This window comes from Gemmatimonadota bacterium, from assembly GCA_009841265.1.
Classification (GTDB): domain Bacteria; phylum JAAXHH01; class JAAXHH01; order JAAXHH01; family JAAXHH01; genus JAAXHH01.
The window spans coordinates 660,809-686,220 of record VXMB01000007.1 but is presented as its reverse complement, the minus strand read 5'-3'; the positions used below and the strand labels follow the sequence as shown (position 1 = coordinate 686,220).

The following is a 25,412-nucleotide window of genomic DNA, read 5'->3' as shown; positions in this document are numbered from 1 at the left end:
CTGGTCCGTCGGCGCCGACCATCCCTCGCGCGCGACGCGCTACACCGAAACAGTCCCCGTTACCTGTATAGACCGTGTTCTTCGATATATCCCGCCACTTCCGCCGGGACAAGGTGGGTGATGGGAAGCCCTGCTTTGACGCGACGGCGGATATCCGTGGAAGAGATGTCGATCTCGGGAAGCTGGAGGGAGACGACCCGGTCCCGCCAGCTGGGACCCAGACCGGAGAGGTCCTTGCCGGGCCGGGGAACCGTCACGACCGTCGCCAGTTCGAATACCCGGTCCGGCGCATGCCAGGTGTCGATCTCGAGCAGGCTGTCGGCCCCGATGACGAGGTGGAATGCACACGACTCGCCGTAGATCTCCCGCAGCGCGTCCAGCGTGTCCACGGTATAGGATAGGCCGGGCCGGTTGATCTCCGCGTCCGATACCTCGAACCGGGGATCGTTCCGCGCGGCCAGCTGCGTCATGCGATACCGGTCATCCGGCGAGGCGACGGCGTGCCCCCGCTTGTGCGGAGGGCGGGCGGACGGGATGAACAGGAGCCGGTCGAGGGCGCAGTGTTCGACCACGCCCCGGGCAATGACCAGGTGGCCGGTGTGAATCGGGTCAAACGTGCCCCCGTAAACACCGAGCCGTTGGATGTTCACGGTGAGTTGCCGCTCTCGGATTCAGCCGGTGAGGATCCGTCCGTGGAAGCCGGTTCGTCCGTGTAAGACGTGTCGTCCATGGGGCCGTCCTCGGCCAGGGATGGCGCTACGTAACTGTTTCTCAGTTCGGAAAGACGCTTTCCGGCCTCCGACGACCGTTCGTTTTCGGGATAGCTCTGGATGAAAATCTCGAACTGCTCGATGGCTTCCCGGTATTTCCCCTCCCTCGCGTAGCTGTCGGCGATTTCGAATTGCGCCCGGGAAGCCCAGTTGCTCATGGGGTAGGTTTCCAGTAGTTCGCCGAAATAGAGACGGGCCGCTTCCCAGTCCTTCAACTTGTAGTAGAGGTTGCCGATCCGATAATCCTTCTCGGCCACCTTGTCGAAACACTGCTGCAGCAGTTCGTGGACTTCCGCGCTCCATTCGCTGTCGGGATACTCCTGGAGGAAGAACTGGAGTTCGCGGATGGCTTCGAAGGTCTTGTCCTGCGTGAGGTGGGGCGGATTGGACTGGAGAAACGTGGCATAGGCCAGCTTGTACTGGCTCTCGTCGCTGTACGGGCTCTGGGGAAAATCGCTGATCAGCCGGCGGAACACGAGCGTGGCCAGGGGGTATTCCTCCATGTTGATGTGCATTTCCCCCTGGTGGTACAGGGCGTCGTCCACGATATCGCTGCCGGAATGGCCGAGGGTGATGGCCCGGAAGGCGTCCAGGGCATTCAGCCAGTCCTCCTGCTCCATGCGCTCCATGGCGTAGTCATAGAGCTCCTCCGCGGTCCAGTCGGACTCGAAACCGGGCGGGCTGCAAGCCGGAAGCACGAGCAGGGCGAGGAATAGCCCGATGACGGGGATCCTGAAGCGGCGTAAGAGCGGGATGGTCATACCGGTGTTCCGAATTGGGCGGGAAACGTCCGCGGGTTTGGCCCTCGCTGCGGGTTCGGCCCTCGCTGCGAGTTCGGTCCGCCGGGTACGGGGACCCCAGTCGAGACCGCGCCGACCAGGTCGTATTCCATGGCGTCGACAATGTCCACGGAGGCGAAATCTCCGGGGGCCAGGCCTTCGCCGGTGACCAGTACCTCGTTGTCGACCTCCGGCGCATCCGCGGCGGTCCGCCCGGTGTAGTGCCCTTCATCGGCAAGTTCGTCGATCAACACGTCGACCGTCTTTCCCACGAAGGACCGGTTGCGTTCGAGTGATATCTCGCGCTGCAGCACCATGAGCCGGTCGTGCCGCTCCTGCTTGACGGGCTCGGGGATCTGGCCGTCGTACCGGGCGGCCGGCGTCTGCTCCTCCTGCGAATACATGAACACGCCCATGCGGTCGAACCGCGTCTCCTCGACGAAGTCGTAAAGCTCTTGGAAATCCTCTTCGGTCTCTCCCGGAAAGCCCACGATGAAGGTGGTCCTCAGCGTCGCGTCCGGCATCCGGTCGCGGATCCGTTTCAGGAGCGCGCGCGTCTCTTTAGAGGTCGTCTCGCGGTTCATGCGGTCGAGCATCGGGTCCGATATGTGCTGCAGCGGCATGTCGATGTAGTTGCAGACCCGTTCCAGGTCGGCGAAGGCATGGATCAGCCTGTCGGTGAACCGAACGGGGTGATTGTAAAGCGCCCGGATCCAGCGCACGCCCTCCACGCCGTTCAGCGCGGCGAGCAGGTCTTCCAGCCGGGCCGGTTCCGGGAGGTCCTTGCCGTACCAGGTGGTGTCCTGCGAGATCAGGTTCAGCTCGACGGCGCCCTGGCCGGCCAGCGTCCGAGCCTCTTCCACGAGTGATTCGACGGTGCGGCTCCGCTGGCCCCCCCGGATGGCGGGGATGATGCAGAACGTGCACCGGCGGTCGCACCCCTCGGCGATCTTGAGGTAGACGGAATGGCGGGGCGTGGTAATGACCCTCGGGTAGGAATAGTCGGTGGGCAGGGGCTGCCTGCGAATCTCCCGCAGGGTCTCGTGCCGGTCGCGCAGGCGGTCCAGCAGCTGGACGATGCGCGGGTATTGATGCACGCCGATCACGGCGTCCACTTCCGGCATTTCGGCGACCAGGCCGTGGGCGTACCGCTGCGCCATGCATCCGGTGACGACGAGTGAATCGCACCGGCCGTCCTCCTTGAACCGCGCGAGGTCCAGGATGGTCTCGATGGACTCCTCTTTTGCGGGACCGATGAACGCGCAGGTGTTCACGATGATGACGTCCGCGTCACCGTGGTCGTCCACTACGTTGTATCCGGCCCGGGTGAGCTGGCCCAGCATGACTTCGGAATCCACCAGGTTCTTCGAACAACCCAGGCTGGCGAGACTGATATTGGGCATTGTCTTTCTCCGCTTGCTGCGCAACGCTCTTCAGCGCAGGTCGACCCATTCGACCCCCTCGGGCGCCGTCATTTCGAACAGCCCGGGGGCGAGTTTCTCGTTCAGTCGGTAATCCATGAAACGCAGGGTGGTTTCGGACCCCATGTCGTCCCTGTACGTCACTTTCCGCGTAAGCCAGTTTTCCTCGTCCACCCAGATGCGCAGATCCGGTAGGCCGTCGGCCGGTTCGACGGCGGTGAGCCTGAGCCGGGAGCACGGCATGCCATCGACCGGTTCCCTGCCCTCCAGCGCATACAGGTAACGGTTCGAGTAGTTGAAGATGAAGTCGTCCGGTCGGCCTGGCCGGCCCGTACGCCCGGGTACGGATTCCGATCCCTCTTCCCCCGCCGGCGACACGATGACCTGCCGGTTGCCGGGCACGTAGGTCCATAGCGTCTCGCCGTCTGAAACGATGGTCTGGCCGGCCTCTTCCAGGCGCAGGCGGTTCCGGTCCCGCTGCAAATAGAGCTTCCCCTCGGTCTCGCTTCGGCTTTCGAGCACGGCCGCAAACGTCGTAACGGTATACCGGGCCGCCAGCGACTGCACGGCGTCGAGGCGCTGGCGCATCTTACCGGTGACGGTCTCCGCCGTATGAAGCTGCTCCGGCGGTCCGACGTCCTCCGGCGACCGGACGCCCCCCGGCGCTTCAACGCTTCCCGGCGCTCCAACGCCCTGCATCACCAACAGGCCGGTCAACAGGCCGACACAGAGATGCGCGGCCATGCCGTCTCCTCTCGCGGAATAATCATGCGAATCTCTTCCTACGCAAGCTTGGAAATATGCATCCTGAGTGCGCCTGCGTCAAGTGCTGCAGTTGATGGATTCCCTGATATAAAGAACGGGGAAAGCCCCCGTGGGTTCCCTCCCCGTTACTTCCACTGCCGGTTGTACTTCGGCGCGCAGCTGGCCTACCTCGGCGCGCTGCCAGGTCCTACCTCGGCGCGCTGCCTGGCGCACTACGGCCGGCCCCATCACGGAATTGCGGGCCGCCCTCGCTCGTACCGAACCTTCCCGTCCACGATGGTATACACGACTTCCGTGTCCAGAATTTCGTTCTCGGGCACGGTCATGATGTCCTTCGACAGCACTGTGAAATCGGCGAGCTTGCCTTGCTCGACGGACCCGAGCAGGTCTTCGTGAAACGAGCCGTAGGCGGCGTCCAGGGTATAGGACCGCAACGCCTCCTGGCGCGACATGCGCTGGTCGCTGAACATCCCGCCTTCGGGCGTCCCGTCGGGCCGCTCACGGGTTACGCTGGCGTAGAAGGAGGCGATGGGACTGACGTCTTCCACCGGCGCGTCGGTCCCGTTGATGATCTTCACGCCATGCTGCAGCAGCTTCTGCCAGACATAGCCGCCCTCCGCCGTGCGGGCGTTACCGAGCCGGTCCGGCGCCCAGGGAAGATCCGAGGTCGCGTGTATGCCCTGCATCGAAGCGATCACGCCCAGCTGGGCGAACCGGGGGATGTCCGCCTCGTCCAGGATCTGGGTATGCTCGTCGCGGAACCGGTGGTCCTTCACGTGGGGGAATTCCGCCATCGCCTTCTCGTACATGTCGAGCATCATGCGGTTACCGCGGTCGCCGATGGCGTGGGTGCACACCTGCCAGCCATGCTCCAGGGCGAAACGGGCGGCGTCGTAGATCATGTCGGGTGGGGTCGTGGGGAAACCGGAATTCCCCGGATCGTCTTCGTAGGGCTCCAGCAGCCAGGCGCCCCGCGAACCGAGCGCCCCGTCTCCGTACATCTTGACGGCCCGGACGGTGAGAAACCCATCGGGGTGAGACCACGGTTTCTGCAGGGCGACCATGGTGTGCAGATTCGAGGCCATCACATAGACGCGCATGTCCAGCTTGCCCGCGTCCGCGTACTCCTTGTACAGGTCGATCCCGTCCTCGCCGACCCCGGCGTCGTCGAACATGGTGATGCCGTTCGCCAGGCATTCCTGGATGCCGAGTTCAAGGGCCTGCCGCCGCTGGTTTTCGGTGAAGCCGGGAACGCTCACCAGTCCCATGGCCTTGTCCACCAGGATACCCGAGGGGTTGCCGTCGGCGTCCTTGATGATGTCGCCGCCTTCGGGAGACTGCGTGTTCCGGTCGATCCCCATCAGTTCCATGGCTTTGGCGTTGGCAAAGGCGGCATGGCCGTCGGCCCGTCGCACGTACACCGGGATATCGGGCACGGCCTCACTCAGTCTGTGGTGGGTCATGAACCCGCGGACCGTGAGCGAACTGCGGTCCGTCCACTTCTCCTCGTGCCATCCGCGGCCGGTGATCCACTCGCCTTCCCCCACACCCTCGGCCGCCGCGAGCACCCGTTCGATGAGTTCGTCATAACCCGAAATGCCCACCAGGTCGACCGTCATCTTGGCAATCCCGATGCCCATGAGGTGGCCGTGGCTCTCTTTCAACCCGGGCACGAGGGTCTGGCCCTGGAGATCGATCACCCGGGTATCGGGACCGATAAAGGGCTCCACGTCCGCATCGACGCCCACGACGGCGATCCGGTTGCCGATGACGGCCACGGCCTGCGCCTTGGGCCGATCGGCGTCCATCGTGTAAACCGTGCCGTTCTTAAGCACCAGGTCCGCGGTGGACCGGCGAATCTGGGCCTCTCCACCAGCAGACCATACCAGGGACATCAATCCCGCGATGATCGCTGCAATCACTGACTTTCGCATGTTTACCTCCTCATAACCGGGCTTAGCGCTACGGTCTAAATCTCGTCCGCCACGCGCCGTCGACCCACTTCCTCGTTGATGTAGGCGATGATGTCCCGCGTCGAAGTGCCCGGGCCGAACAGCTTCCCCACGCCGATCTTTGCGAGTTCCTCCCCGTCGGACTTCGGGATGATGCCGCCGCCGGTGAGGAGCATGTGGTGGACGCCCCGTTCCCGCAGCAGGTCCATGACGCGGGGGAAGATGGTCATGTGGGCGCCCGAGAGGATGCTCAGCGCGACCACGTCCACGTCCTCCTGTACGGCCGCTTCCACGATCATTTCCGGCGTCTGCCGGAGCCCGGTGTAGATCACTTCCATGCCGGCGTCGCGCAAGGCCGCGGCCACCACCTTGGCGCCGCGGTCATGGCCGTCCAGGCCCGGTTTGGCGACGAGCACCCGTATGTTTTCCGCCATGATCGCCTGTTCTTTCTCAATCCGCGCCACCGCGGGACGGCACCGCAAAGTCAATCCGCGCCACCGTGGGTCGGCGCCGCGACGTCAATCCGCCATCCCTTCCATCATCTCCTGGGCGGCCGCCAGGGGGCTCAACTCCCTGCGGGCTACCCGTTCGGAAAGGCGGTCCATCGCGTCTCCGGCGTCCCGAAGCACGGTCAGTCGGCCCTGCCACCATTCGCCAAGCGCTTTCTCGATGGCCGAGCGCCCCTGGCGCAACCGGCGCGCCTGCAACCTGCCTTCTTCGGCGAGGTAGTCCCCGTGGGCTTCCAGGCGCTCATACAGGTCGTCGATACCGGTATCATCCCTCGCACTTGCGCTGAGGACGGGCGGTTTCCAGCCTTCCTCCCACCGCCCCATGTCCACGATCATCGTCAATTCCGAGGCGAACCGGTCCGCGCCTTCGCGGTCGGACTTGTTGACAACCAGCACGTCGGCGATCTCCATCAGGCCGGCCTTCATGGCCTGAATGCTGTCGCCCGATTCCGGCGTGAGCAGGACGACGGTCGTATCGCTGACGTCAGAGACATCGAGGGTGGACTGGCCTACGCCTACGGTCTCCACAATGATAACATCTTTGCCGAAGGCGTCAAGGGCCGTCATCGCGTGGGGCGTCGCCTCCGAAAGCCCGCCGGTATGGCTCCGGTCGGCCTGGCTACGCATGAAAACCTGCGGGTCGTCCCACGAGCCCTGCATGCGGAGCCGGTCGCCGAGTAGCGCACCGCCAGTAAAGGGACTGGTCGGGTCCACGGCGATGATGCCTACCGTGCGGCCGCTTTTGCGAAGCCGGGCGGTGAGACGGTCGGCAAGGGTGCTCTTTCCGGAACCGGGCGGGCCCGTGATCCCGATGCGGCGGGCCTTGCCGGAACGGGGATACAGCACGTCCAGCATGGCGGAACGCCGGTCTCTGTCGTTTTCAAGGAGGGTGATGACGCGGGACAGGGCGGTACGGTCGCCGGCAAGGAAACGGTCGAGTAGTTTCATAGCGGGATTTGAGGCTATACCGTGCCGAGTTGTATGTCTTTTATTCTCATCTGGAGGCTGGTTTCGCCTCGAAAGGTGTTTTCCTCGAGGGTGTAGGCCAGGTCCAGGCGGTCCCGGCTATCGTTCAGGCGATCGGCGAAATGCGCCATGCCGAAACCGATCGCGTCCATGGTGCGGCCCTTCTGCCTGACCCTGAACCTCAGGTGTTTCTTTTCCATCCCGATGGTCCGGAGTTTTCCGACGACGCTCAGGTTGCGGGACACGAGTACGGGGTGGTGGTTCGCCGGACCGAAGGGCCCGATCATTTTCATGAGCTTGACCATGCGCGGGGTCACCTCGTCGAGTTCGATTTCCGAGTCGATTTCGAGCTTGGGGATGAAATCGGCCGGCGTCGCGCGCGCCGCGACCACCTCGTTGAAACGCTGCCGGAATTCGTCGATGCGGTCCTTTTCGATGGACAGGCCCGCCGCGTGGTGGTGGCCGCCGAACTGGATCAGCAGGTCGGAGCACTCCTTGATGGCGTTGTACAGGTGGAAATCGCCCACGGTCCGCGCCGAGCCGCGTCCCTTCTCCCCCGTGGTCGAGATCATCACGACCGGCCGGTTGAAGGCTTCCACCATGCGGGACGCCACGATGCCGATGATGCCGGGATGCCAGGTGTCCGAAGCGAGTACGAGGCCTTTCGACTCCCTGAGGACCGGATCCTTCTCCACGATGTCCCGGGCCGCTTCGAAAGTGAGCGTATCCTCTTTGCGCCGCCGCTTGTTCTCCACGTTCAACTCTTCGGCCAGTTGCGCCGCTTTTGTCTGGTCTTCGGTGATCAGGAGATCGACCACGCGCGTGGCGTCGCCCATGCGGCCGGCGGCGTTAATCCGGGGCGCCAGCAGGAAGAGCATGTGGCCCGTGGACAGTTCCTTCTCCCGCAGCCCCGCCACGTCCAGCAGGGCCTGCAGACCCGATTTGTGCGTCTGCTGCATCATGTCCAGGCCGTACTTGGTCAGCACCCGGTTCTCGTCTCGCAGGGGGACGATGTCCGCCGTGGTACCCAGGGCCACGAGGTCCATATGCGTATACACCGTGTTCTCCGGCAGTCCCACGTGCTCGGCCAGCGCCTGTGCCACTTTGTACGCCAGGCCGACGCCGCAGAGCTCCTTGAAGGGGTAGTCGCAGTCGTCCCGCTTCGGATTCAGAATGGCCACGCTGTTCGGAAGGGTATCGCCCGGAACATGGTGATCGATGATGACGACGTCGATGCCCATTTCACGGGCCTGTTCCACCTCGGCGTTCGCGGTTATCCCGCAGTCGACGGCCAGGATCAGCGTTACGCCGCGGCTCTTGGCTTCCTCCAGGCCTTCGATGGACAGTCCGTAACCGTCGGTCATGCGGTTGGGTATGTAGGAGGAGATCCGTTCCGTCAGCAACTTGATCGTCAGGTACAGCAGCGTGGTCGCCGTCGTACCGTCCACGTCGTAGTCGCCGAAGACCATGATGTGTTCCCCGCCCTGGATGGCGTCGTGGATCCGTTCCACGGCCAGGTCCATGTCCGCCATGAGAAAGGGGCTGTGCAGGTCTTCGAGGGTGGGCTTCAGGAAATAACGGGCGTCGTCAAAAGTCGAAACGCCCCGGTTGAGCAGGATCTGCGCGATCACGCGCGGGACGTTGATCAACTCCATCATCTGGGGAACCTGGGGATGTTCGTCTAGTAGGACCCAGCGGCTGTTCATGTAAAATGTCGGATATTGAGGGTGATCGTATTGCCAGGTACTGTAAAACGTCCAAGCCGACCGTAAGCCGAGTTCTGTGCCTTCGCAGTGAAGGTGGCGATCATCTATCTGGGACGGCTGTCGCCAGCCGCCTCGTGCGACCTAACCCGAGAGTCTCCGGTTTCCCGGCGGTCGAGACGGGCCGTCTCTCCTCTCCTATTCGGTCTTGCACCAGATGGGGTTTGTCCTGCCGGCCCGGTTACCCGGACCGCGGTGAGCTCTTACCTCGCCTTTTCACCTTTGCCTCCCCGAAGGGATCGGCCGTGTATTTTCTGTGACACTTTCCGTGGCATCACTGCCCCCTGCCGTTAGCAGGCATCCCGCCCTGCGGTGCTCGGACTTTCCTCGTCCGCCTGGACGGCGAACGCGATCGCCTGGTCGACTTGGGACGCTTTACCTGTACAATATAACACAGGACGCGGCGCGGTTCAATACTCCAGCCCTTCTTCGAGGATCAGGATCCGGCCGCAGCTCTCACAGGATACCAGCCTCCGCCCCTGGCGGATCTGCATGATGACCTGGAGCGGGATAATGTGGAAACAGCCGGAGCAGGCCCCCTTCTTCAGCGGTACGACGGTCATCCCCCGCAAGTTACGCCGGATCCGGTCGTATACCTTCAGGACTGGGTTCTCCACGCGCATGGCCATCCGCTTCCGCTCGTCCATTTTGACGGCGACGTCCTCGTCCACCGCCGAAAGCCTGGACTCGAGCGCCGTGCGCTCCTCGCTGAAGCGTTCGATGAGCGATTGGGTCTCGCCGCGTATGGTCTCCAGCGTCTCCTGCTCGGTCTCGGCCTCGGAAATCAATTGCAGAATCGCGTCTTCGAGTTCGGAGATGCGGTTCTTCTGCGCCTGGATCTCCGCCTGGAGGGCGTCATACTCCTTGTTGGTCTTCACGCTGTAGAGCTGGCCCTGGTACTTCTTGACCTGTTCCTGCGCAGCCTGCAGGTCCCGTTCGTGCTGACGCCGGTCCTTCTCGATGTCCTCGACCTTCGTTTCCTGGTCCGAGAGCCTGGTTTCCGCCTCGGACTGGGCGGATTCCATCGACTTGAGCTGATTGGGTATGTCTACCTTGTACTGTTCGAGTTCGTGCAAGTCCTGATCCGTCTTCTGCAATTCCAACAGCGCTCTCAAGCTCTCCTGCATGCGGCCTCAGCCCTCCATGGAGATGAAAAGGCGGACAAAAAAAAATGCACGCTGACCGTGCATTTCCCTTCGCTTCAATCTGGTTTTACCGCGCCCCGGGTCCGAAGAGGCAACTGCAGTCGGACCAGACAGACAATCGGGCACGAAGACCTATCCATCCTTTTCCCAATACTACTTGATTTTTTGATCATAGTCGATAAAGATAATGCCGAAGGCATGTAGTGTCAACCAAAATCAGGGAGGTTATCATGGGCTCGACCATACGAATCCGGGGCGGTAGAAAGGAAGAAAGCTTCGAGTTGAACATCGTGATTTCCAGGTGGCTGTTCGCCGGCCTCACGGCGCTGCTCGTCGCCGCCGTTTCGCTGGGGTACGCCGTCATGCCCGCCCAGTCGCAGGACGACCGGGGGCGCAAGGCGGTCAACCCGGGCCCTAACTACAGCGAGGCCATCGAGGCGGGCGATTTCGTGTTCCTGTCCGGAAAGATCGCGGCCGTCCGGGGCCGGATCATCCCCGGCGGGATCGAGGCGGAAACGAAAATGGTCATGGACAACTTGCAGAGAGCCCTGGCCAAGTCCGATTTGACGATGGACGACGTCGTCAAGGCCACGGTGTTTCTCAACGACCTGAATGACTTTTCCGCCATGAACGAAGTGTACCGGTCCTACTACACGGGCGATCCGCCGGCCCGGTCCACCATACAGTCCGGTGTCGTGCTGAACGCCGGCATCGAGATCGACCTGATCGCCTACCGCGGCGGCAAGTAGTCGGCAAGTAGTCGCCGGATCATTCCAACAGAGGCGAATGAACGAGAAAACGACCGCCGGCGTGATCGGACTGGGGCTGGGACGGGCCCATCTCGCCGGTTATCTCGCGGACGAACGGGTGGAAGTCGTCGGACTGGCCGACCTGGACGTTGGGCTGGCCGAGCGGACCGCGTCGGAACACGGCGTGCCCCACGCGTTTTCCGCCTACCGGGACCTGCTCGCCCTGGGCCCCGACCTCGTCAGCGTCTGCCTTCCGAATTTCCTGCACGCGCCCGTGACTATCGACGGCCTGGACGCCGGCGTCCACGTGTTGTGTGAGAAGCCCATGGCGCTGAACGCGGCCCAGGCGCGCGACATGGCCGCCGCCGCCCGGCGCAACGGCCGCTACCTCATGATCGCCCTGAACAACCGGTTCCGCACCGAGACGCAGATCCTGAGGAAGCTGGTCGAGGAGGACGTGCTGGGCGAGATCTACTACGCGAAGACCGGGTGGTTGAGGCGAAGCGGCATTCCGGGCGCCGGGACCTGGTTTACGCGCAAGGCCCAGGCCGGCGGTGGACCCTTGATCGACCTGGGCGTTCACATGATCGATCTGACGCGCTGGCTGATGGGCAATCCGCGGCCCGTGTCCGTGGTGGGCGCCACCTACGCCCGGCTGAGCGATTCGGTGGAAGGCGTCTTCGACGTGGAAGACCTCGCCGCGGCCTTCATCCGGTTCGAGGGCGATGCCACGCTCGTAGCGGAGACGAGCTGGGCCTCCCACGTGCCTTCGGAAGGCTCCTACGTCAAGCTCATGGGCACCCGGGGCGGCGCTGAGATCACGGGCAACGACTTGACCGTCTATACCGACCTGCACGGCGAACAGGTGGATATCACGCCCGCCTACGCGCCGCGGGAATGGTCGGACTGCATCGCGGCCGAGATCGCCCATTTCGTGGACTGCATCCGGACCCGCCGCACGCCCATGTCCACGGGCGAGCAGGGCGTCGAGATCATGCAGATCCTGGATGGGATCTACGAATCGGCCGCGGGCAACCGGATGGTCCGGATCGACTAGTGGACATTCGGATGGGCCAGCTCGATTGGCAGAGTCTAGTGGGCATCGGGGAGTCCGAATGCCCGGCTGTTGACCTGGATCGTGCGGTTTACGGGCCTCGATGAGAGGGCGCTTCGGTAGGCGGCCGCGGCATCGGTCAGGCGGCCGGACCTTTCGTAGGCAATCGCCAGGTTGTTCCACGCTTCCGCGTTGTTCGGGTCCACTTCCACGAGGCGTTCCCAGATCGCCACGGCCCTGGACCAGTTTCCTTCCCTTGCCGCCGAAATCCCCCCACGATTCCCGGCAGGGACCAGCCGTCGCGTGACCTGGATTTCCTCCCGGACGATGGAGGCCATCAGGCGGCCCACGATGCGTCTGGCGATCACCTCGGTCAGCAGCGGCGAAACGATCTCGACGGAGACGGCCCCCTCCGGCGGCGACTCGACGGGATCGGGCAGCACCGTGCGGTAGGATTCGGTTTCCGTAACGGAAAAGCTCCCGAGCAGTTCGTTCGAACCGACGTCGTAGGCCTTGAGCGTAGCCGTCATGACCGCCGTCTGATCTATATGCGGCACGATATAGGACTTGTTTACGATCTTGATATCGGTTCGGCCGAGTCCCACCTCCATGGCTTCCTCCTCCCGAAAGACCTTTACCTCCCCGTACGCTTCCGTGTAAGCCCTTTCGAGATCGCCGACGAGCGTGATATCGGCGTTTATTTCCCTTCCGACGATCAACGCGAGAGAATCGGGGATCCGGCCGGCCTCGTGCGGGTGGCGGGACAGCGTCCGGAGTACCGGTCTCATTTCGATGGCCGTCAGCGTGGAATCCGAAACGAGGGCGCGGGCGAACAGGAACCCGGTCAGGTTGTTCAGGGCCAGGTCGGTGCCGTTGAAACCGAGCAGGGCGATCGATTCTTCTTCGCCGGGGAGGCCGAGCAGGGGCGATCGGTAGACATCGAACCGGACGGAGAGCGTAGAAGCCGCGCATCCGGGGACATGCGCCAGGAATGCCGCGGCAAGGAGCGGCAGGACCGTCCTGTAGAATGAAGCGGCCATGGTACCTGCATAGGTACGCCCTTTTATCCCGGTGTGTCAAGGCGATTCGGGTCGGTCGCGCGTCCGCCGGAACCCCCCGAAAGAGGTTGACAACCGGACCGGCGGTCCTTAATCTACGCATGACCAGAAATCACGTCATTACGGGTAATTTACATGTCCTCGTCTCAGAAGCCGCCCGGGCCTGCCACACCCGGCGAGAAGTCCGGCAAGACCCCCGGGAAGCCGCGTCCCGACCCGGTCCGCCGTCGCCGATTCCTGCAGAGATGCCTCGGCGCGCTGGGCGGCATCGGCTCCCTGATGGCCGTCTATCCGCTCATCCGTTACATCGAACCACCCCCCGAAGCCGAAGGCGCCAACCGGGTTGAAATCGACCGCGCGTCCCTGCCTCCCGGCACGTCCAGGACGGTGATTTACCGGGGCCGGCCGACCATCGTGGTCAACACTTCCGACGGTTACATCGCCTACAACGCCGTTTGTCCCCACCTGGGTTGCGTCGTCAAGTGGCAGGGGGGAACGCAGAGCCTGATCTGCCCCTGTCACGGCGGCATATTCGGCACGGACGGCAGCGTCCAGGGCGGACCGATTCCCGGTCCCCTGACCGCGGTCGAACTGTCCGTCACCGACGACAAGATCATCGTCGGCGTGTAACCGCCGGTGCCCGGACAACCGCCGGTGCCCGGACGGCCCTTTCTTCGCGGAGCACGAAACCAGCCACCATGATCAGACGCCTGTCCAACGAGGTGTACAACTGGCTCGATGATCGTACGGAAATCTCGGTCATCATCGATTTCTGCCGCCGCCAGCTGACCAAGCCCGTGCCCCGCCATCTCAACTGGCTGTTCTCCTTCGGAACGGTCACCCTGATGTTCTTCCTTTCCCAGGCCGTCTCGGGCGTCTTCCTGATGATCTACTACGAAGCGTCGGCCGATACGGCCTACGAGAGCGTGAAGTACATCATGGAGCAGGTGCGCTTCGGCTGGCTCATGCGCCAGGTGCATACCTACGGCGCCAATTTCATGATCGCCTTCCTGCTGCTGCACTCGGTCCGCGTGTTCTTCTACGGCGGTTACAAGAAACCCCGGGAGCTTACCTGGCTCTTCGGGTTCGGCCTGCTGGTCGTGACCCTGGGCTTCGGCTTTACGGGCTATCTCCTGCCCTGGGACCAGCTTTCCTACTGGGGCACGACGGTGGGTACGGAGATCGCCGCCGCGACTCCGCTCATCGGGGAGTATCTGCTGATTCTCATGCGGGGCGGCGAAATCATCTCCGACGTGACCCTCACCCGCTTCTTCGTACTGCACGTGGTGCTGCTGCCGTGGGCCTTCATCGCCCTGGTGACCGTGCACCTGGTCCTCATACGCTACAAGGGCATCTCGCCGCTCGAAGGAACGGACGTGCCGGAGAAGACGCCGGAAGAACTGACGAAAGCCGGCGGCAAGCCTTTCTACCCCCAGCACGTGATGAAAGAAGCCATCGTGGTCCTGCTGGTCCTGGCGTCAATGATCTTCATGATTATCTATTACCCACTGCCGCTCCACGAAAAGGCCGATCCCTTCAACACGCCGGTGGGCGTCAAGCCGGAATGGTATTTCCTTTCCTCCTACCAGGCGCTGAAATACCTCCCGAAAACCATCGGCATCATCGGGTCCGGCCTGGTGGTCCTGGCCATTTTGCTGCTGCCCTTCTGGGACCGTACGCCGGCCCGCACGCCCGCGCGGCGACCCCTCGCGACGTCCCTCGGCATCCTGTTCATCGTGCTGAACATCGCCCTCGCCCTGCTCGGCAAGATCTCGGAAACGGAGATGACCTTCATGGGCACGAGGTATCACTTCGACATCTACGGCTGGCCCCACGCCATCGGGACGGTCGAGGAACCGGCTGTTTTGCCGGACACGGGCGGCGAGGGAACTGAATGAGCGGACGGACATCATACCGTACACGGACGGCAAACCGGGCGCGGGCGGCCCTCCAGGCGCGGACTGCTTTCTTCCTCCTTCCGCTGCTGATCCTCTCCTGGACGACAACAGATTCCGCGGAAGCGCAACAGTCCGCGGCGACCAATAACTGCGTCAGCTGCCATGCCGGCCTGGACGACGAAGACATGAGCCTGCCGGTGGCCGAATGGCAGCGGAGCGCGCATCTTCCGGCGGACATCTACTGCCAGGATTGTCACGGCGGGAACGCCGCTACGATGGTGGAAGACGAAGCGCACGACGTCGAAATGGACTTTGTGGGCCTGCCCGACCCCTACGTCGTCCATGAACTGTGCGGCGAGTGCCACCAGGTCCAGATGACCAACTACGTGCCCAGTCCCCACGGCCTCGAGGGAGATTTCTGGCCCAACTGCGTGGACTGCCACTCAAACCACGAAATAGTCCAACCCCAGGCGTCCCTGATCTCCATACCCGACAACTGCGAGGACTGTCACGAGCAGGCGATCATGGACGATTACATCGCCCTGACCGACCGGGGACTCGAGCCCATCGTCGAGTTCCGGCAGGCCGCGGAGGAGATCCGTTCGGCCGGGGTCCCGGTCGACCTGATCCTGGACCAGGCCAACCTGGCACGAAACGCTTATGTCGAGCGGGCCTCCCACGTCTTCGTACTCGAGAAAATGGTCGCCGTCGTCGATTCGCTGGAACAGGTCTACCCAAGCATCAGAAAAGAAGTGGAAACCGCACGCACCGAAGTCGATACCCGGCGCAGGTTCGGCTGGATGTTCATAGGACTCTTTCTCGTGGCGGCGGGCGTCATCTGGCTATACCGCCGGTCGCTACCGGGCGCCTGATCGAAACGCCGGTCGCTGCCGGACGCCCGATCGTACCGGAGCCCCATCATGTACACTCGATTACTCCTCTGTCTCCTGCTCGTTTTCTCCGCGCCGACTGTCGCGGCCAGCACAGCCGCCACGGCCGGCGACATCCGTCCGGTGCCCGACGGCAAGGGGACGTCCACCCTGGCCCAGGCCGTGCTGCGCCTGCCCGTCGTGGCCAGCATGCTGCACACCGGCGCTCATCCCGATGACGAGAACAGCGCCTTGGTCGCCTATGTGAGCCGGGGATTGCACGCGCGGACCGCCTACCTTTCGCTCAACCGCGGCGAAGGCGGACAGAACCTCATCGGCCCCGAGCTCTACGACGCCATCGGCGTAATCCGGACGGAAGAGCTGCTGACGGCCCGCCGATTCGACGGCGCGGAGCAGTTCTTCACACGGACCTACGACTTCGGGTTTTCCAAGTCGGCCGAGGAAACCCTGGAATACTGGAATCATGATGAAATGCTGCTTTCGGACGTGGTGCGCGTCATCCGCCGCTTCCGTCCCGACGTGATCGTATCCGTCTTTGCCGATTCTCCCCGCGACGGCCACGGGCATCACCAGGCGGCCGGGAGGATCACCCGCGAAGCCTTTTTCGTCGCGGCCGATCCGGAACGCTTTCCCGATCACCTGCGGGACGGCCTGCGTCCCTGGCAGGCCCGCAAGCTGTACATCAACAACACGCGGGCTTCTTTCGACAGCATCGACTCCCTGGTGGTCGACGTAGGCACCTATAGTCCCGTGCTGGACCGGTCGTACCGCGAACTCGGCCTGGCGGGCCGCAGCATGCACCGCTCCCAGGACATGGGGACCCTGCAGCCGAAGGGTCCGGCGACCACGAAGATCAAGTTGGTCGCGCGCGCGGGCATGGCGGACGCGGACGGAGACGCCCACCTGTTCGACGGCCTGGACACGACTTTCATGCGGTTCCATGCCATGGCTGGACCGGACGCCGGGAAGATCCCCGGATTCGCCGTCCGGCTCGAGCGGCTGGACGCGTTGGCCCGCGAGGCCGTGGACGCCTACCGCCCGCTCGACCCTCCCGCCGTGCTGGACCCCGTGTTGGAGGGCCTGCGTATGATCCGGGCGCTCCGGGAAGACCTTGAACAGGGCGGCCTGCCGGCCGACGTACTCGCGGATATGCTCTTTATTCTTGATCAGAAGGAGGAAGACTTCGCCAATGCGGCGGTCCTGGCCCTCGGCATGGCCTTCGAGGTGCTGACCAGCAACGACCGGGTCGTCCCGGGCAACCTGCTCGGCGTCCACCTGGTGTTGCTGAACCGCAGTGCGCGGCCCGTCCGCGTCATCAACCTGGCGCTGGACGTTCCGGAGGGTTGGACCGCGGCTCCCGATCCGGTTCCGGCCAGGCCGTCCAGAACGCCTGGACGGTTCGGACTGACTGGACCACCTGGTCCACCAGCACCGCCCAGTTCACCCGGTCCGTCCGGATCACCCGGTCCGCCCGGTCCGTCCCGGCAAACCTCAGACATCGGCTACAACGAAAGCTCCGCGGAGAACTGGCGGGTCGAAGTACCGCCCGACGCCGGCCTCACCCGGCCCTACTGGCACCGCCGCTCCTTGAACGACCCGAGGGTCGTGGTGGACGACACGGCATTGATCGGGCTTCCCTGGCGCCCGCAGCCCGTAATCGGACGGGCCCGGTTTCTCGTGGACGGCGTCGAGATCGAAATCCGCCGGCCCGCGCAGTACCGCTTCGCCGACCGGGCCTTCGGTGAAATCCGTCGCGAACTCCAGGTCGTGCCGGCGCTGTCGGTCACCATGGACCCGCAGGTGGTGGTCGCACCGTCGGGACGGGAAAGCCCCCTGCGGTTCAGCGTGTCCGTGGTCAGCAACGTGGACGGCATGATCGAAGGCGGATTGTCCCTCGAGGCGCCGGACGGGTGGGAAGTCTCGCCCGGGGAAGTTCCCCTGTCGTTCTCGGGAAGAGGACAGGCCGCCACGTTCAACTACTCGGTAGTCCCGGCACGAGATGCCCGCGACGGGGCCTACAATGTACGGGCGGTGGCGAAGGCCGGCGGGAACGAATACCGCGAGGGATACGAGGTGATCGCCTATCCCCATATCGAACCGAGGCACCTGTACCGCGGGTCGGCATCCGTCGTGCAGGTGGCCCCGGTCGATCTGCCGGACGATCTGAGTGTGGGTTACATCATGGGATCGGGCGACCAGGTCCCGCTTGTGCTGGAGCAGATGGGCCTGCAGGTGCGGCTAATGACGGGGGAGGATCTCGCCACGGCCGACCTGGACGCCTTCGACCTGATCATCGCGGGCATCCGCGCCTACGAGGTCCGCGATGATCTCATTGCCGTGAACCAGCGGCTCCTGGACTACGTGGAGGACGGAGGCGTCTATATCGTGCAGTATAACAAGTACGCCTTCAACGTCGATCAGTACGGACCCTTCCCCTTCCAGATCAACCGCCCCCATGACCGGGTGACCCGGGAGGACGCGCCGGTGGACATCCTGGTACCGGATCATCCCGTCTTCAACCGGCCCAACCGGATCACCGACGCGGACTTCGAAGGGTGGGTGCAGGAACGCGGCCTGTACTTCCAGGGCGAATGGGACCCCCGCTATACGCCGCTCATGGCCTCGCGGGACCCCGGTGAGCCACCCAGGGGCGGCGGGCTTCTGGAAGCCCGTTACGGCAAGGGACGCTATATCTACACGGGCTACGCGTGGTTCCGGCAACTTCCCGCGGGCGTGCCGGGCGCCGTGCGACTCTTCGCCAACCTGATCGGCCTGGCGGCCGAAAACCGGGTCCCTTAGCAAGCCCCGTTAAACCCTGACAGGCAGCGAAGGTTGAAACTGTGGCCTGCGGGATGGAAGGACGGCGTCTCGCTGGTATCGGGCCGGATCAGCCGCGCGAGATCTCGCCGGCGCCGACTTGGCCTACGCAGATTGCAGCGGCACGTCGGTGCGCCACTCGGGGAAGCGTTCGTCGATCCCCCGGATGAGACCGTTGTAGGCCTCGCGGAACTGCTGCGTGCACGGACCAATGGATCCGTCCCCGATGTCGTAATTGTCGATCGAAGCGACCGGCGTGACTTCCGCGCCCGTCCCGCACAGGAAAACCTCGTCGGCCGTGTACAGTTCCGTGCGGTCGATCTCCCGCTCCACAACCGGCATCTCAAGGACGTCTCGCCCGATCCTCAATATGGTATCCCGGGTGACACTCACCAGGATATCGGCCGTCACCGGCGGCGTGATGAGGACGCCGTCCTGGATCATCATCAGGCAGGCGCCGGGCGCCTCACAGACCTTGCCGCGGTTGTTCAGCATGATCGTTTCGTCGAAGCCCTTCAGCGTGGCGTCCGTCCACGCGATGGCGCTGTTGCGGTAGTTGGCCCAGCACTTGATGCGGGCCGGGAGCGTGTTGTCCGAAATGCGCGTCCAGGAGCTGACCGAGCACCGGGCGCCGTCCTTTCTGCGCAGGTTGGAGCCGTAGGCAAAGGTGTGGACGTAGACGTGGGCCGGACCCGCCATCTTGTTGAGATACACGTCCGGCGAGAAATACACGGTCGGGAATATGTAGACGTCCTCCCGGTACCCGTGGACCCGGCACAGTTCGAGGGAGCCGTTCCACACGTCCTCCAGCGTGTAAGGCGTTTCCATGCGCATCAGCTTGATCGACCGGTACAGGCGATCCAGGTGTTCCCTGAATCGGAAGACGAAGAGTTTTTCCTGGTCGTCGTTCCAGTAGGCCCGGATCCCCTCGAAAATGGCGTGGGCGAATATATGTCCCTGCGTTACGTGTACCGTACCCTGGTCCCAGGGGACCTGTTCCCCGTCCAGCCAGATGTACTTTGAATGATCCTCGCCCCACATTTTCGTCTTCTTGGCCATGCCCGTGCTCCCTATGAATGGTCGAACAATCGATTCGTGATCCGGTCCAGCGCGCCGCGTCCCGCCGCTAATGCCCGCGACCGGTCCAGTGTGCCGCGTCAACCTCTACACCCGGTCCGGTCCAGGCCGGTCCCGCACCCCTGCACTCCGCATCTCGTCCAGGCGCGCCCGCCAGGCGTATTCCTCCGGGTCGAGGACCTCCACCTGCTGGCACGACATGCACCACTGCAGCATCACCGGCTCGTCATCCCGGGATACTGTGCGTATGGCCACCCAGAACTCGACGCCGTGAGGGCAGCCCGTCTGGGTCCGCTGGAATTCGGGCAGGATGTGATGGATCTTGTCGCCCGCCGGCGTCAGCCCGACCAGGGTCTCGTCATAGGGGCGGATAGGCATGCTCGGTGATCCGGAATCGGTGCAAATCGGACGTGGGCGCTGTGTACTTGAACGCTGTGTTATTTATGGATTTCGGCCGCGGTCCTGTCAAGGGATATCCCGTCGAGGAGCTGCAGCGTGAAAACAACCGGATTCACCTTGACCGTACGCGCCGCCCATCGTTATTCTAACCGGCGGAACCAGGCCTCAGACACCGTTTCGTGCAGTACAGAAATCCGGGAGTGATCATGGTCCACCACTTCGAGCCCGCCCGCTACCATACCACCATGGGTTCCCATGAACCCGTCCTGCGCGTGAAGGACGGGGATACCGTTGTCACGTCGACGGTCGACGCCCGGGGGAAGGACCGCTCCGACAAGCCCGTGACGCCTCCGGGCAATCCACAGACGGGCCCCTTTCACGTCGAAGGCGCCGAACCGGGCGACACACTCGCCGTGCACCTGGACCGGCTGACGCCCAACCGCCCCTTCGGCTGGACCCGTCCGCTCGTAGCGCCCAATGTGCTCGATCCCGATTACGTGCGGGAGACCGCAGGGGAGATCGAAAGCCGGGACGACCTCTGCCGCTGGGAAATCGACCTGGAGCGGCGAACGGTCACGCTGGTCGACCCGGACGACACCCGGCTCGGACGGATGTCCCTGCCCCTGGCGCCCATGACGGGATGTTTCGGCGTGGCGCCGGACAAGGGACAGGCGATCTCGACGGCCACGTCCGCCAGCCACGGGGGAAACATGGACTACCGGGGATTTGTGGAAGGCGTCACCGCGTACTTTCCCGTGTTCGCGCCCGGCGCCCTGTTCCACATCGGCGACGGCCACGCGGTGCAGGGCGACGGAGAGATCGTCGGCACGGGCGTCGAGATCTCCTTCGACGTGCAGTTCACCTTCAGGGTGCTCAAGGGAAAGCAAAGCGCCTGGCCCCGTGGCGAGAACGCGGAATACCTTTTCACGGCGGGCAACGCCCGGCCACTCGACCAGTGCGTCCAGCACGCGACCACCGAAATGCTGCGCTGGCTGCAGGCCGACTACGGTCTCGATCCCAGGGCGGCGCACACGCTGCTCGGCCAGTGCGTCGAGTACGACATGGGGAATGTGTTCGATCCCGCCTATACCATGGTGTGCAAGGTCAGGAAAGACCTGCTTCGCGGCCTGGACATCGACACCCGGTCGGTACACGACGAACTCGACGAAGCCTGACCGACTGCAGAGCGCATAGAACGGAGCGTATCATGAACAGACTCGAGGGACAGGTGGCCTGGATCACCGGCGCGGGTTCCGGCATCGGACGCGGCATCGCGCTGGCCCTGGCCCGGGAAGGCTCGGACGTGATCCTTTCCAGCCGGCGGAGCGAGCCCCTTGCGTCCGTCGCCGAAGAGGTGGAGGCCGCGGGGCGGCGTGCGGTCATCGCCCCCATGGACGTGACTGACCGGGATCAGATCGACACGGCGATATCCCGGGCGGTTGATCAGCTAAGCACCGTGTCGATCCTGGTGAACAACGCGGGCGTCAATACGCCCCTGCGCACGGCAACCGAAATGTCGGTGGAAGACTGGGACCGCGTGGTCGACATCAATCTCACGGGCGCGTTCAACTGTTTCCGCGCGGTCTACGAACCCATGAAGGCACGGGGTGAAGGCACCGTCATCAATGTCGCGTCCATGGCCGGACGCCAGGTGTCCCTCCTCGGCGGGGCCGCCTACTGCGCGTCCAAGCACGGCATGGTGTCGCTGACCCATTCGATCAACCTGGAAGCCGCCGAATTCGGGCTTCGCGCCAGCGCCATCCTGCCCGGCGAGGTGAAAACGCCCATTCTCAAGAACCGGCCCCAACCCGTGTCGGAGAAGCGCCTGTCCCTGATGCTCACCCCCGAAGACATCGCGGACACCGTCGTTTTCGTGCTGTGCCAGCCTGCCCGCGTGGTCATACCCGAAATGTGGGTCATGCCCGCCTACCAGGTATCGGCCCAACCGCTTCCCTGACGCCGCCCGGACGCCCGGTTTAACGTTTGACAGCGACCGGGCCCTGGCTTAATTTCGAGTGGACGCCGAATCGGAAGCGGCCGCCCGGCTTGAAGCCCCGTCAACCTGACCTTTTCCTCCCGATCCAGATACCATGAACAGTCCGACAGAATCGGTCATCCTGCTGGTTGAAGGTTCCTCCCGTAACCGGGACGAGAAACACTACGGCCTGACCCAGCTGGATCACCGCGTAATCGCCGTGGAGAACAGCGACCAGGCGCTCAACGTCCTGGCGGCGGAATCCCCGAACGTCATCATCTCGGACCTGAACGCCCCCGGAATCGAAGGACTGCGCCTGATGGGCGTCGCCTTGGGCAGGAATCCCGAGGTGGGCGTTATCCTGATGACGGACCCCGGATCTATGGGCCTGGCCGTGGCCGCCATGAAGGAGGGGGCGTACGACGTACTCGAAAAACCCGTGTACGTGGAGAAGCTCGCGGCGGAAATCGAGAAGATCCTGGACCGCCAGCGCATCGTGCAGGAAAATCAGGAGTTGTTACACCAGCTCGACACCCGGTACGGATTCGAGAACATCGTGGGGCGGTCCGCGTCCATGCAGCGTATACGGGAGCAGATCCTCCAGATCGCCGATACCCAGTCCACGGTACTCATCTTCGGCGAGAGCGGCACGGGCAAGGAACTGGTGGCCCACGCCCTCCACCGCGCGAGTTCCCGGAGGAACAGGTCCTTCGTGCCCGTCTTCTGCAACGCCCTGTCGGAAGGGGTGATCGAGAGCGAACTGTTCGGCCACGAGAAAGGCGCTTTCACGAACGCGGTCAAGACCTACAGGGGCCGGTTCGAACTGGCCGACGGAGGCACACTCTTCCTCGACGAGGTGGGTGAACTCGCGCCTTCCACCCAGGTGAAGCTGCTGCGCGTCCTCCAGGAACGCAAGTTCCAGCGGGTGGGCAGCGGAAACTGGCTAAAGACGGACACCCGGGTCATCGCGGCGACGAACCGCGACCTCGAAGCCGAGATAGAAAGCGGACGCTTCCGGGAAGACCTCTATTACCGGCTGCGCGTGGTGACCCTTTCCCTGCCGCCCCTGCGGGAACGGAAAGAGGATCTCCCGCTGCTGATCGACCACTGCATCCGCCGGTTCGGCGAACGGGAGAATAAGCCGATCGAGCGTATCGACCCGCAGGCCCTGGAACTGCTGTCCACCTACCACTGGCCCGGGAACGTGCGTCAACTGGAGAACTGCATTGAGGGCATGATCGTCATGGGTACGGGAAAGACCCTGACCGTGGCGGACGTCCCGGAATTCATACGGCATACCCAGCCGGAATCGACGGCGGTCCCGCTGAACGAAGTACCGGACCGGCCGGACGACCTGTCGCCGGACTTCATCCGCTACCTGGCCGGGAAAATCGCCGAACAGCGCCACGTGCCCGTCCGGCCTGTCACCGACCGGGCCCTGGCCGTACTGGCCGCCGTCGACTGGTCGGCGGACGGCGCGTCGCTGAGACGGTGCCTGGAAACCATGATATTGCTCGCCGACGGGGACGGGCTGGACGTGGAGGATATCCCGGCGGAATTCCTGCCCGAACGGTCCGGCCAATCCGCCGCGGAAGGCGAGGACGAAGACGGTGTGGACATCCGGGTAGGCATGACGATGAAGGAAGGCGAACGGAGACTGATCGCCGCGACCCTGGCCGCCTGCGGACGGAACAAGGCGCGGACCGCCCGGGTCCTGCGAATCGGACAGCGCACCCTCTTTCGGAAAATAAAGGCCTATCACCTGGAGTAGCGTCAGCCAAGGAGTTCCGGTTTGGAAGGTCGGTCGATACTGATCGTCGACGGTGAAACGGACAGCCGGCGTCACGCGGCGAGCATCCTGCGCAATGCGGGTTACGACGTGCTGGAGACCGGCGCCGCGGCCGAGGCGTTGCGCGCGGCGAGGACGGACCCGCCGGATGTCGTCTTCGTCGATCTCGCCCTGAGCGACGCCGATCCGGAGCAGCTGATACGCACCCTTTCGGCGAAGCACCCCGACACCGATATCATGCTCACCACCCGGCAGCATGAGCCTCCCCGGCAGTTCCGCCAACTGGACGTCAGCGACTATATCGAGAAGCCCGTCGACGCCGAAGAACTGCTCACGAAAATGCGCATGCTGGACCTCCGGCGGGAGTTCCACCAACGGTTCCAGCTCCTTGGCAAGAATGAGCGCTTCATCGCCGCCATGGATTCGGTGCTCCAGGTGGCGCCCACGGGGATCCAGGTCCTGCTCACGGGAGAAAGCGGCACCGGCAAGGAGGGATTCGCCCGGGCGATCCATCATTACAGCGACCGGCCTGACGGCCCTTTCATTCCCATCAACTGCGGCGCCATCGCCGAAGGGGTGCTGGAAAGCGAACTGTTCGGTCACGAAAAAGGCGCATTTACGGACGCCAAGGGCCAACGGAAGGGGTACTTCGAACAGGCGCACGGCGGCACGCTGCTCCTCGATGAAATCGGCGACATGCCCCGTTCGACCCAGGTAAAGCTGTTGCGCGTCCTGGAGCAGCAGGAGTTCATCCGCGTTGGCGGCTCGACGCCGGTGAAGACCGACGTCCGCCTCATCGCGTCGACCAACCGGGACCTCTCCGGGGACATCCACGACGGAACGTTCCGCCAGGACCTGTACTACCGGCTCAACGCCGTGCATATCCATCTGCCCGCCCTGCGGGAGCGCCGCGACGACATCCCCAGGCTGATCGGCCACTTCATGCGGCACGCCCCCGGGAAGCCCGGCGCGCCCCCTCCCGTCTTCACGGAGGAAGCCCTGGCGGCCCTCTCCGACTACGAATGGCCGGGCAACATACGGGAACTGCGACACCTCGTCGAATCACTGGTGGTGACTTCCGGCAAGGCCAGGATCGACGCGGAAGACCTGCCGGACAGCATCTACACGCCGCCCATGGCGAACCGGACCCTGCCGGTCCCCCAGAACCGCGACCCGCAGGACATGGACCGCGAGATGTTCTACAAGATCCTCTGGCAGATCCTGACCGCCATCCACGAACTCCCGGCCAAGATCTCCACGGCCCTCGGCCGGGGTCCGGAACAGCTTCCCGAACGTTTTCAGTTGCCGCCCCCCGCGGAAGCGGAGCAGGAACTCGGAAAACCCCCTTCGGGAGCAGAACAGTACGTCGAACCGTCTCACGACGACGCGGAGTCTGGTTTCGAACGGCCGGCCGAGGTGGTCCCGGCCGAGGCCGTGCCGGCCGATGCCGGACTGGACCGGTTGCGTTCCATGGAAGACTGGGAGCGGGAGGCCATACGCCGCGCGCTCGAGCGAAACGAGGGGCACCGGGGCCGGGCCGCGCGGGAGCTCGGCATCAGCGAGCGGTCCATCTACCGCAAGATCAGGGACTACGGCCTGGACGAATACGCCTGATCCCATCCGGTGATTCGCGGTG

The 25,412-nt window shown here is 64.0% G+C and carries 22 protein-coding genes, 1 other RNA gene and 2 pseudogenes; 11 read left to right on the top strand and 14 right to left on the bottom strand.

Features of this window, described 5'->3' with window-relative positions:
- Nucleotides 1–59 precede the first annotated feature (59 nt).
- The 10 genes from F4X08_04855 to F4X08_04810 form a co-directional block, all read right to left on the bottom strand.
- Nucleotides 60–671 carry a nicotinate-nucleotide adenylyltransferase gene (locus tag F4X08_04855; protein ID MYD25122.1) on the bottom strand — a complete coding sequence of 204 codons (612 nt, stop codon included), beginning with the start codon at nucleotides 669–671 and terminating at the stop codon, nucleotides 60–62.
- Nucleotides 647–1,531, bottom strand: a complete 885-nt coding sequence (bamD, locus tag F4X08_04850) for an outer membrane protein assembly factor BamD (GenBank protein MYD25121.1) — start codon at nucleotides 1,529–1,531, stop codon at nucleotides 647–649. Before bamD ends, F4X08_04855 begins: the two co-directional genes overlap by 25 nt.
- Nucleotides 1,528–2,952, bottom strand: a complete 1,425-nt coding sequence (gene rimO, locus F4X08_04845) for a 30S ribosomal protein S12 methylthiotransferase RimO (protein ID MYD25120.1) — start codon at nucleotides 2,950–2,952, stop codon at nucleotides 1,528–1,530. Before rimO ends, bamD begins: the two co-directional genes overlap by 4 nt.
- Nucleotides 2,953–2,982: 30 nt before the next feature.
- A complete protein-coding gene (locus tag F4X08_04840; protein MYD25119.1) occupies nucleotides 2,983–3,714 on the bottom strand; it encodes an outer membrane lipoprotein carrier protein LolA in 732 nt (243 codons plus the stop codon).
- A 248-nt stretch (nucleotides 3,715–3,962) separates the two neighbouring features.
- Nucleotides 3,963–5,630, bottom strand: coding sequence for an amidohydrolase (locus tag F4X08_04835; GenBank protein ID MYD25118.1), 1,668 nt, complete (start codon nucleotides 5,628–5,630; stop codon nucleotides 3,963–3,965).
- A 74-nt stretch (nucleotides 5,631–5,704) separates the two neighbouring features.
- Nucleotides 5,705–6,121, bottom strand: coding sequence for a cobalamin B12-binding domain-containing protein (locus F4X08_04830; GenBank protein MYD25117.1), 417 nt, complete (start codon nucleotides 6,119–6,121; stop codon nucleotides 5,705–5,707).
- 84 nt (nucleotides 6,122–6,205) lie between these two features.
- Nucleotides 6,206–7,144 carry a methylmalonyl Co-A mutase-associated GTPase MeaB gene (gene meaB / locus F4X08_04825; GenBank protein MYD25116.1) on the bottom strand — a complete coding sequence of 313 codons (939 nt, stop codon included), beginning with the start codon at nucleotides 7,142–7,144 and terminating at the stop codon, nucleotides 6,206–6,208.
- A 14-nt stretch (nucleotides 7,145–7,158) separates the two neighbouring features.
- On the bottom strand, nucleotides 7,159–8,868 hold the full coding sequence (gene recJ / locus F4X08_04820) for a single-stranded-DNA-specific exonuclease RecJ (protein MYD25115.1): 1,710 nt from the start codon (nucleotides 8,866–8,868) through the stop codon (nucleotides 7,159–7,161).
- 48 nt (nucleotides 8,869–8,916) lie between these two features.
- Nucleotides 8,917–9,293, bottom strand: an RNA gene (gene rnpB / locus F4X08_04815) — RNase P RNA component class A.
- Between the two features lie 42 nt (nucleotides 9,294–9,335).
- Entirely contained in the window at nucleotides 9,336–10,052 is a 717-nt protein-coding gene (locus tag F4X08_04810; GenBank protein MYD25114.1) for a hypothetical protein, read from the bottom strand.
- A 248-nt stretch (nucleotides 10,053–10,300) separates the two neighbouring features.
- Between F4X08_04810 and F4X08_04805 the strand changes: the two genes are divergently transcribed.
- Together F4X08_04805 and F4X08_04800 are read left to right on the top strand one after the other, a co-directional pair.
- Nucleotides 10,301–10,819 carry a hypothetical protein gene (locus F4X08_04805; GenBank protein ID MYD25113.1) on the top strand — a complete coding sequence of 173 codons (519 nt, stop codon included), beginning with the start codon at nucleotides 10,301–10,303 and terminating at the stop codon, nucleotides 10,817–10,819.
- Nucleotides 10,820–10,856: 37 nt separating this feature from the next.
- Nucleotides 10,857–11,876 (top strand): Gfo/Idh/MocA family oxidoreductase, encoded by a 1,020-nt coding sequence (locus F4X08_04800; GenBank protein ID MYD25112.1) that lies wholly within the window; start codon nucleotides 10,857–10,859, stop codon nucleotides 11,874–11,876.
- A gap of 35 nt (nucleotides 11,877–11,911) precedes the next feature.
- Here F4X08_04800 and F4X08_04795 read toward each other — a convergent pair whose 3' ends face one another.
- On the bottom strand, nucleotides 11,912–12,913 hold the full coding sequence (locus F4X08_04795) for a tetratricopeptide repeat protein (protein ID MYD25111.1): 1,002 nt from the start codon (nucleotides 12,911–12,913) through the stop codon (nucleotides 11,912–11,914).
- A 153-nt stretch (nucleotides 12,914–13,066) separates the two neighbouring features.
- Between F4X08_04795 and F4X08_04790 the strand changes: the two genes are divergently transcribed.
- From F4X08_04790 to F4X08_04775, 4 genes and pseudogenes are all read left to right on the top strand, one after another.
- Nucleotides 13,067–13,561 (top strand): ubiquinol-cytochrome c reductase iron-sulfur subunit, encoded by a 495-nt coding sequence (locus F4X08_04790; GenBank protein ID MYD25110.1) that lies wholly within the window; start codon nucleotides 13,067–13,069, stop codon nucleotides 13,559–13,561.
- A 68-nt stretch (nucleotides 13,562–13,629) separates the two neighbouring features.
- A complete protein-coding gene (locus F4X08_04785; GenBank protein ID MYD25109.1) occupies nucleotides 13,630–14,829 on the top strand; it encodes a cytochrome bc complex cytochrome b subunit in 1,200 nt (399 codons plus the stop codon).
- The gene (locus tag F4X08_04780) at nucleotides 14,826–15,701 is read left to right on the top strand and encodes a hypothetical protein (protein ID MYD25108.1); all 876 of its coding nucleotides are present in this window, start codon (nucleotides 14,826–14,828) and stop codon (nucleotides 15,699–15,701) included. The genes F4X08_04785 and F4X08_04780 overlap by 4 nt, the downstream gene beginning before the upstream one ends.
- Nucleotides 15,702–15,749: 48 nt before the next feature.
- A pseudogene (locus F4X08_04775) lies at nucleotides 15,750–16,322 on the top strand (PIG-L family deacetylase).
- A gap of 809 nt (nucleotides 16,323–17,131) precedes the next feature.
- Here the strand turns inward: F4X08_04775 and F4X08_04770 are convergent.
- Nucleotides 17,132–17,210, bottom strand: a pseudogene (locus tag F4X08_04770) (chitin-binding protein).
- A gap of 96 nt (nucleotides 17,211–17,306) precedes the next feature.
- Between F4X08_04770 and F4X08_04765 the strand changes: the two are divergent.
- The gene (locus F4X08_04765) at nucleotides 17,307–18,518 is read left to right on the top strand and encodes a hypothetical protein (protein MYD25107.1); all 1,212 of its coding nucleotides are present in this window, start codon (nucleotides 17,307–17,309) and stop codon (nucleotides 18,516–18,518) included.
- 123 nt (nucleotides 18,519–18,641) lie between these two features.
- Here F4X08_04765 and F4X08_04760 read toward each other — a convergent pair whose 3' ends face one another.
- Nucleotides 18,642–19,595, bottom strand: coding sequence for a branched-chain amino acid transaminase (locus F4X08_04760; GenBank protein MYD25106.1), 954 nt, complete (start codon nucleotides 19,593–19,595; stop codon nucleotides 18,642–18,644).
- 105 nt (nucleotides 19,596–19,700) lie between these two features.
- Nucleotides 19,701–19,991: a hypothetical protein gene (locus F4X08_04755; GenBank protein MYD25105.1), complete on the bottom strand. Its 291-nt coding sequence runs from the start codon at nucleotides 19,989–19,991 to the stop codon at nucleotides 19,701–19,703.
- Nucleotides 19,992–20,215: 224 nt separating this feature from the next.
- Between F4X08_04755 and F4X08_04750 the strand changes: the two genes are divergently transcribed.
- The 4 genes from F4X08_04750 (at nucleotide 20,216) to F4X08_04735 (ending at nucleotide 25,390) form a co-directional block, all read left to right on the top strand.
- On the top strand, nucleotides 20,216–21,187 hold the full coding sequence (locus F4X08_04750) for an acetamidase (protein ID MYD25104.1): 972 nt from the start codon (nucleotides 20,216–20,218) through the stop codon (nucleotides 21,185–21,187).
- Nucleotides 21,188–21,219: 32 nt separating this feature from the next.
- The gene (locus tag F4X08_04745; GenBank protein MYD25103.1) at nucleotides 21,220–21,969 is read left to right on the top strand and encodes an SDR family oxidoreductase; all 750 of its coding nucleotides are present in this window, start codon (nucleotides 21,220–21,222) and stop codon (nucleotides 21,967–21,969) included.
- A 133-nt stretch (nucleotides 21,970–22,102) separates the two neighbouring features.
- Nucleotides 22,103–23,758, top strand: coding sequence for a sigma-54-dependent Fis family transcriptional regulator (locus F4X08_04740; GenBank protein MYD25102.1), 1,656 nt, complete (start codon nucleotides 22,103–22,105; stop codon nucleotides 23,756–23,758).
- 21 nt (nucleotides 23,759–23,779) lie between these two features.
- On the top strand, nucleotides 23,780–25,390 hold the full coding sequence (locus F4X08_04735; GenBank protein MYD25101.1) for a sigma-54-dependent Fis family transcriptional regulator: 1,611 nt from the start codon (nucleotides 23,780–23,782) through the stop codon (nucleotides 25,388–25,390).
- Nucleotides 25,391–25,412: the final 22 nt, after the last annotated feature.

Excerpts from the sequence above, each read along its gene's own strand:
- bamD (MYD25121.1), bottom strand. The coding sequence starts at position 1,531 with ATGACCATCCCGCTCTTACGCCGCTTCAGGATCCCCGTCATCGGGCTA.
- rimO (MYD25120.1), bottom strand. The coding sequence starts at position 2,952 with ATGCCCAATATCAGTCTCGCCAGCCTGGGTTGTTCGAAGAACCTGGTG.
- F4X08_04840 (MYD25119.1), bottom strand. The coding sequence starts at position 3,714 with ATGGCCGCGCATCTCTGTGTCGGCCTGTTGACCGGCCTGTTGGTGATG.
- F4X08_04835 (MYD25118.1), bottom strand. The coding sequence starts at position 5,630 with ATGTCCCTGGTATGGTCTGCTGGTGGAGAGGCCCAGATTCGCCGGTCC.
- F4X08_04830 (MYD25117.1), bottom strand. The coding sequence starts at position 6,121 with ATGGCGGAAAACATACGGGTGCTCGTCGCCAAACCGGGCCTGGACGGC.
- meaB (MYD25116.1), bottom strand. The coding sequence starts at position 7,144 with ATGAAACTACTCGACCGTTTCCTTGCCGGCGACCGTACCGCCCTGTCC.
- recJ (MYD25115.1), bottom strand. The coding sequence starts at position 8,868 with ATGAACAGCCGCTGGGTCCTACTAGACGAACATCCCCAGGTTCCCCAG.
- F4X08_04810 (MYD25114.1), bottom strand. The coding sequence starts at position 10,052 with ATGCAGGAGAGCTTGAGAGCGCTGTTGGAATTGCAGAAGACGGATCAG.
- F4X08_04805 (MYD25113.1), top strand. The coding sequence starts at position 10,301 with ATGGGCTCGACCATACGAATCCGGGGCGGTAGAAAGGAAGAAAGCTTC.
- F4X08_04800 (MYD25112.1), top strand. The coding sequence starts at position 10,857 with ATGAACGAGAAAACGACCGCCGGCGTGATCGGACTGGGGCTGGGACGG.
- F4X08_04795 (MYD25111.1), bottom strand. The coding sequence starts at position 12,913 with ATGGCCGCTTCATTCTACAGGACGGTCCTGCCGCTCCTTGCCGCGGCA.
- F4X08_04790 (MYD25110.1), top strand. The coding sequence starts at position 13,067 with ATGTCCTCGTCTCAGAAGCCGCCCGGGCCTGCCACACCCGGCGAGAAG.
- F4X08_04785 (MYD25109.1), top strand. The coding sequence starts at position 13,630 with ATGATCAGACGCCTGTCCAACGAGGTGTACAACTGGCTCGATGATCGT.
- F4X08_04780 (MYD25108.1), top strand. The coding sequence starts at position 14,826 with ATGAGCGGACGGACATCATACCGTACACGGACGGCAAACCGGGCGCGG.
- F4X08_04760 (MYD25106.1), bottom strand. The coding sequence starts at position 19,595 with ATGGCCAAGAAGACGAAAATGTGGGGCGAGGATCATTCAAAGTACATC.
- F4X08_04755 (MYD25105.1), bottom strand. The coding sequence starts at position 19,991 with ATGCCTATCCGCCCCTATGACGAGACCCTGGTCGGGCTGACGCCGGCG.
- F4X08_04745 (MYD25103.1), top strand. The coding sequence starts at position 21,220 with ATGAACAGACTCGAGGGACAGGTGGCCTGGATCACCGGCGCGGGTTCC.
- F4X08_04740 (MYD25102.1), top strand. The coding sequence starts at position 22,103 with ATGAACAGTCCGACAGAATCGGTCATCCTGCTGGTTGAAGGTTCCTCC.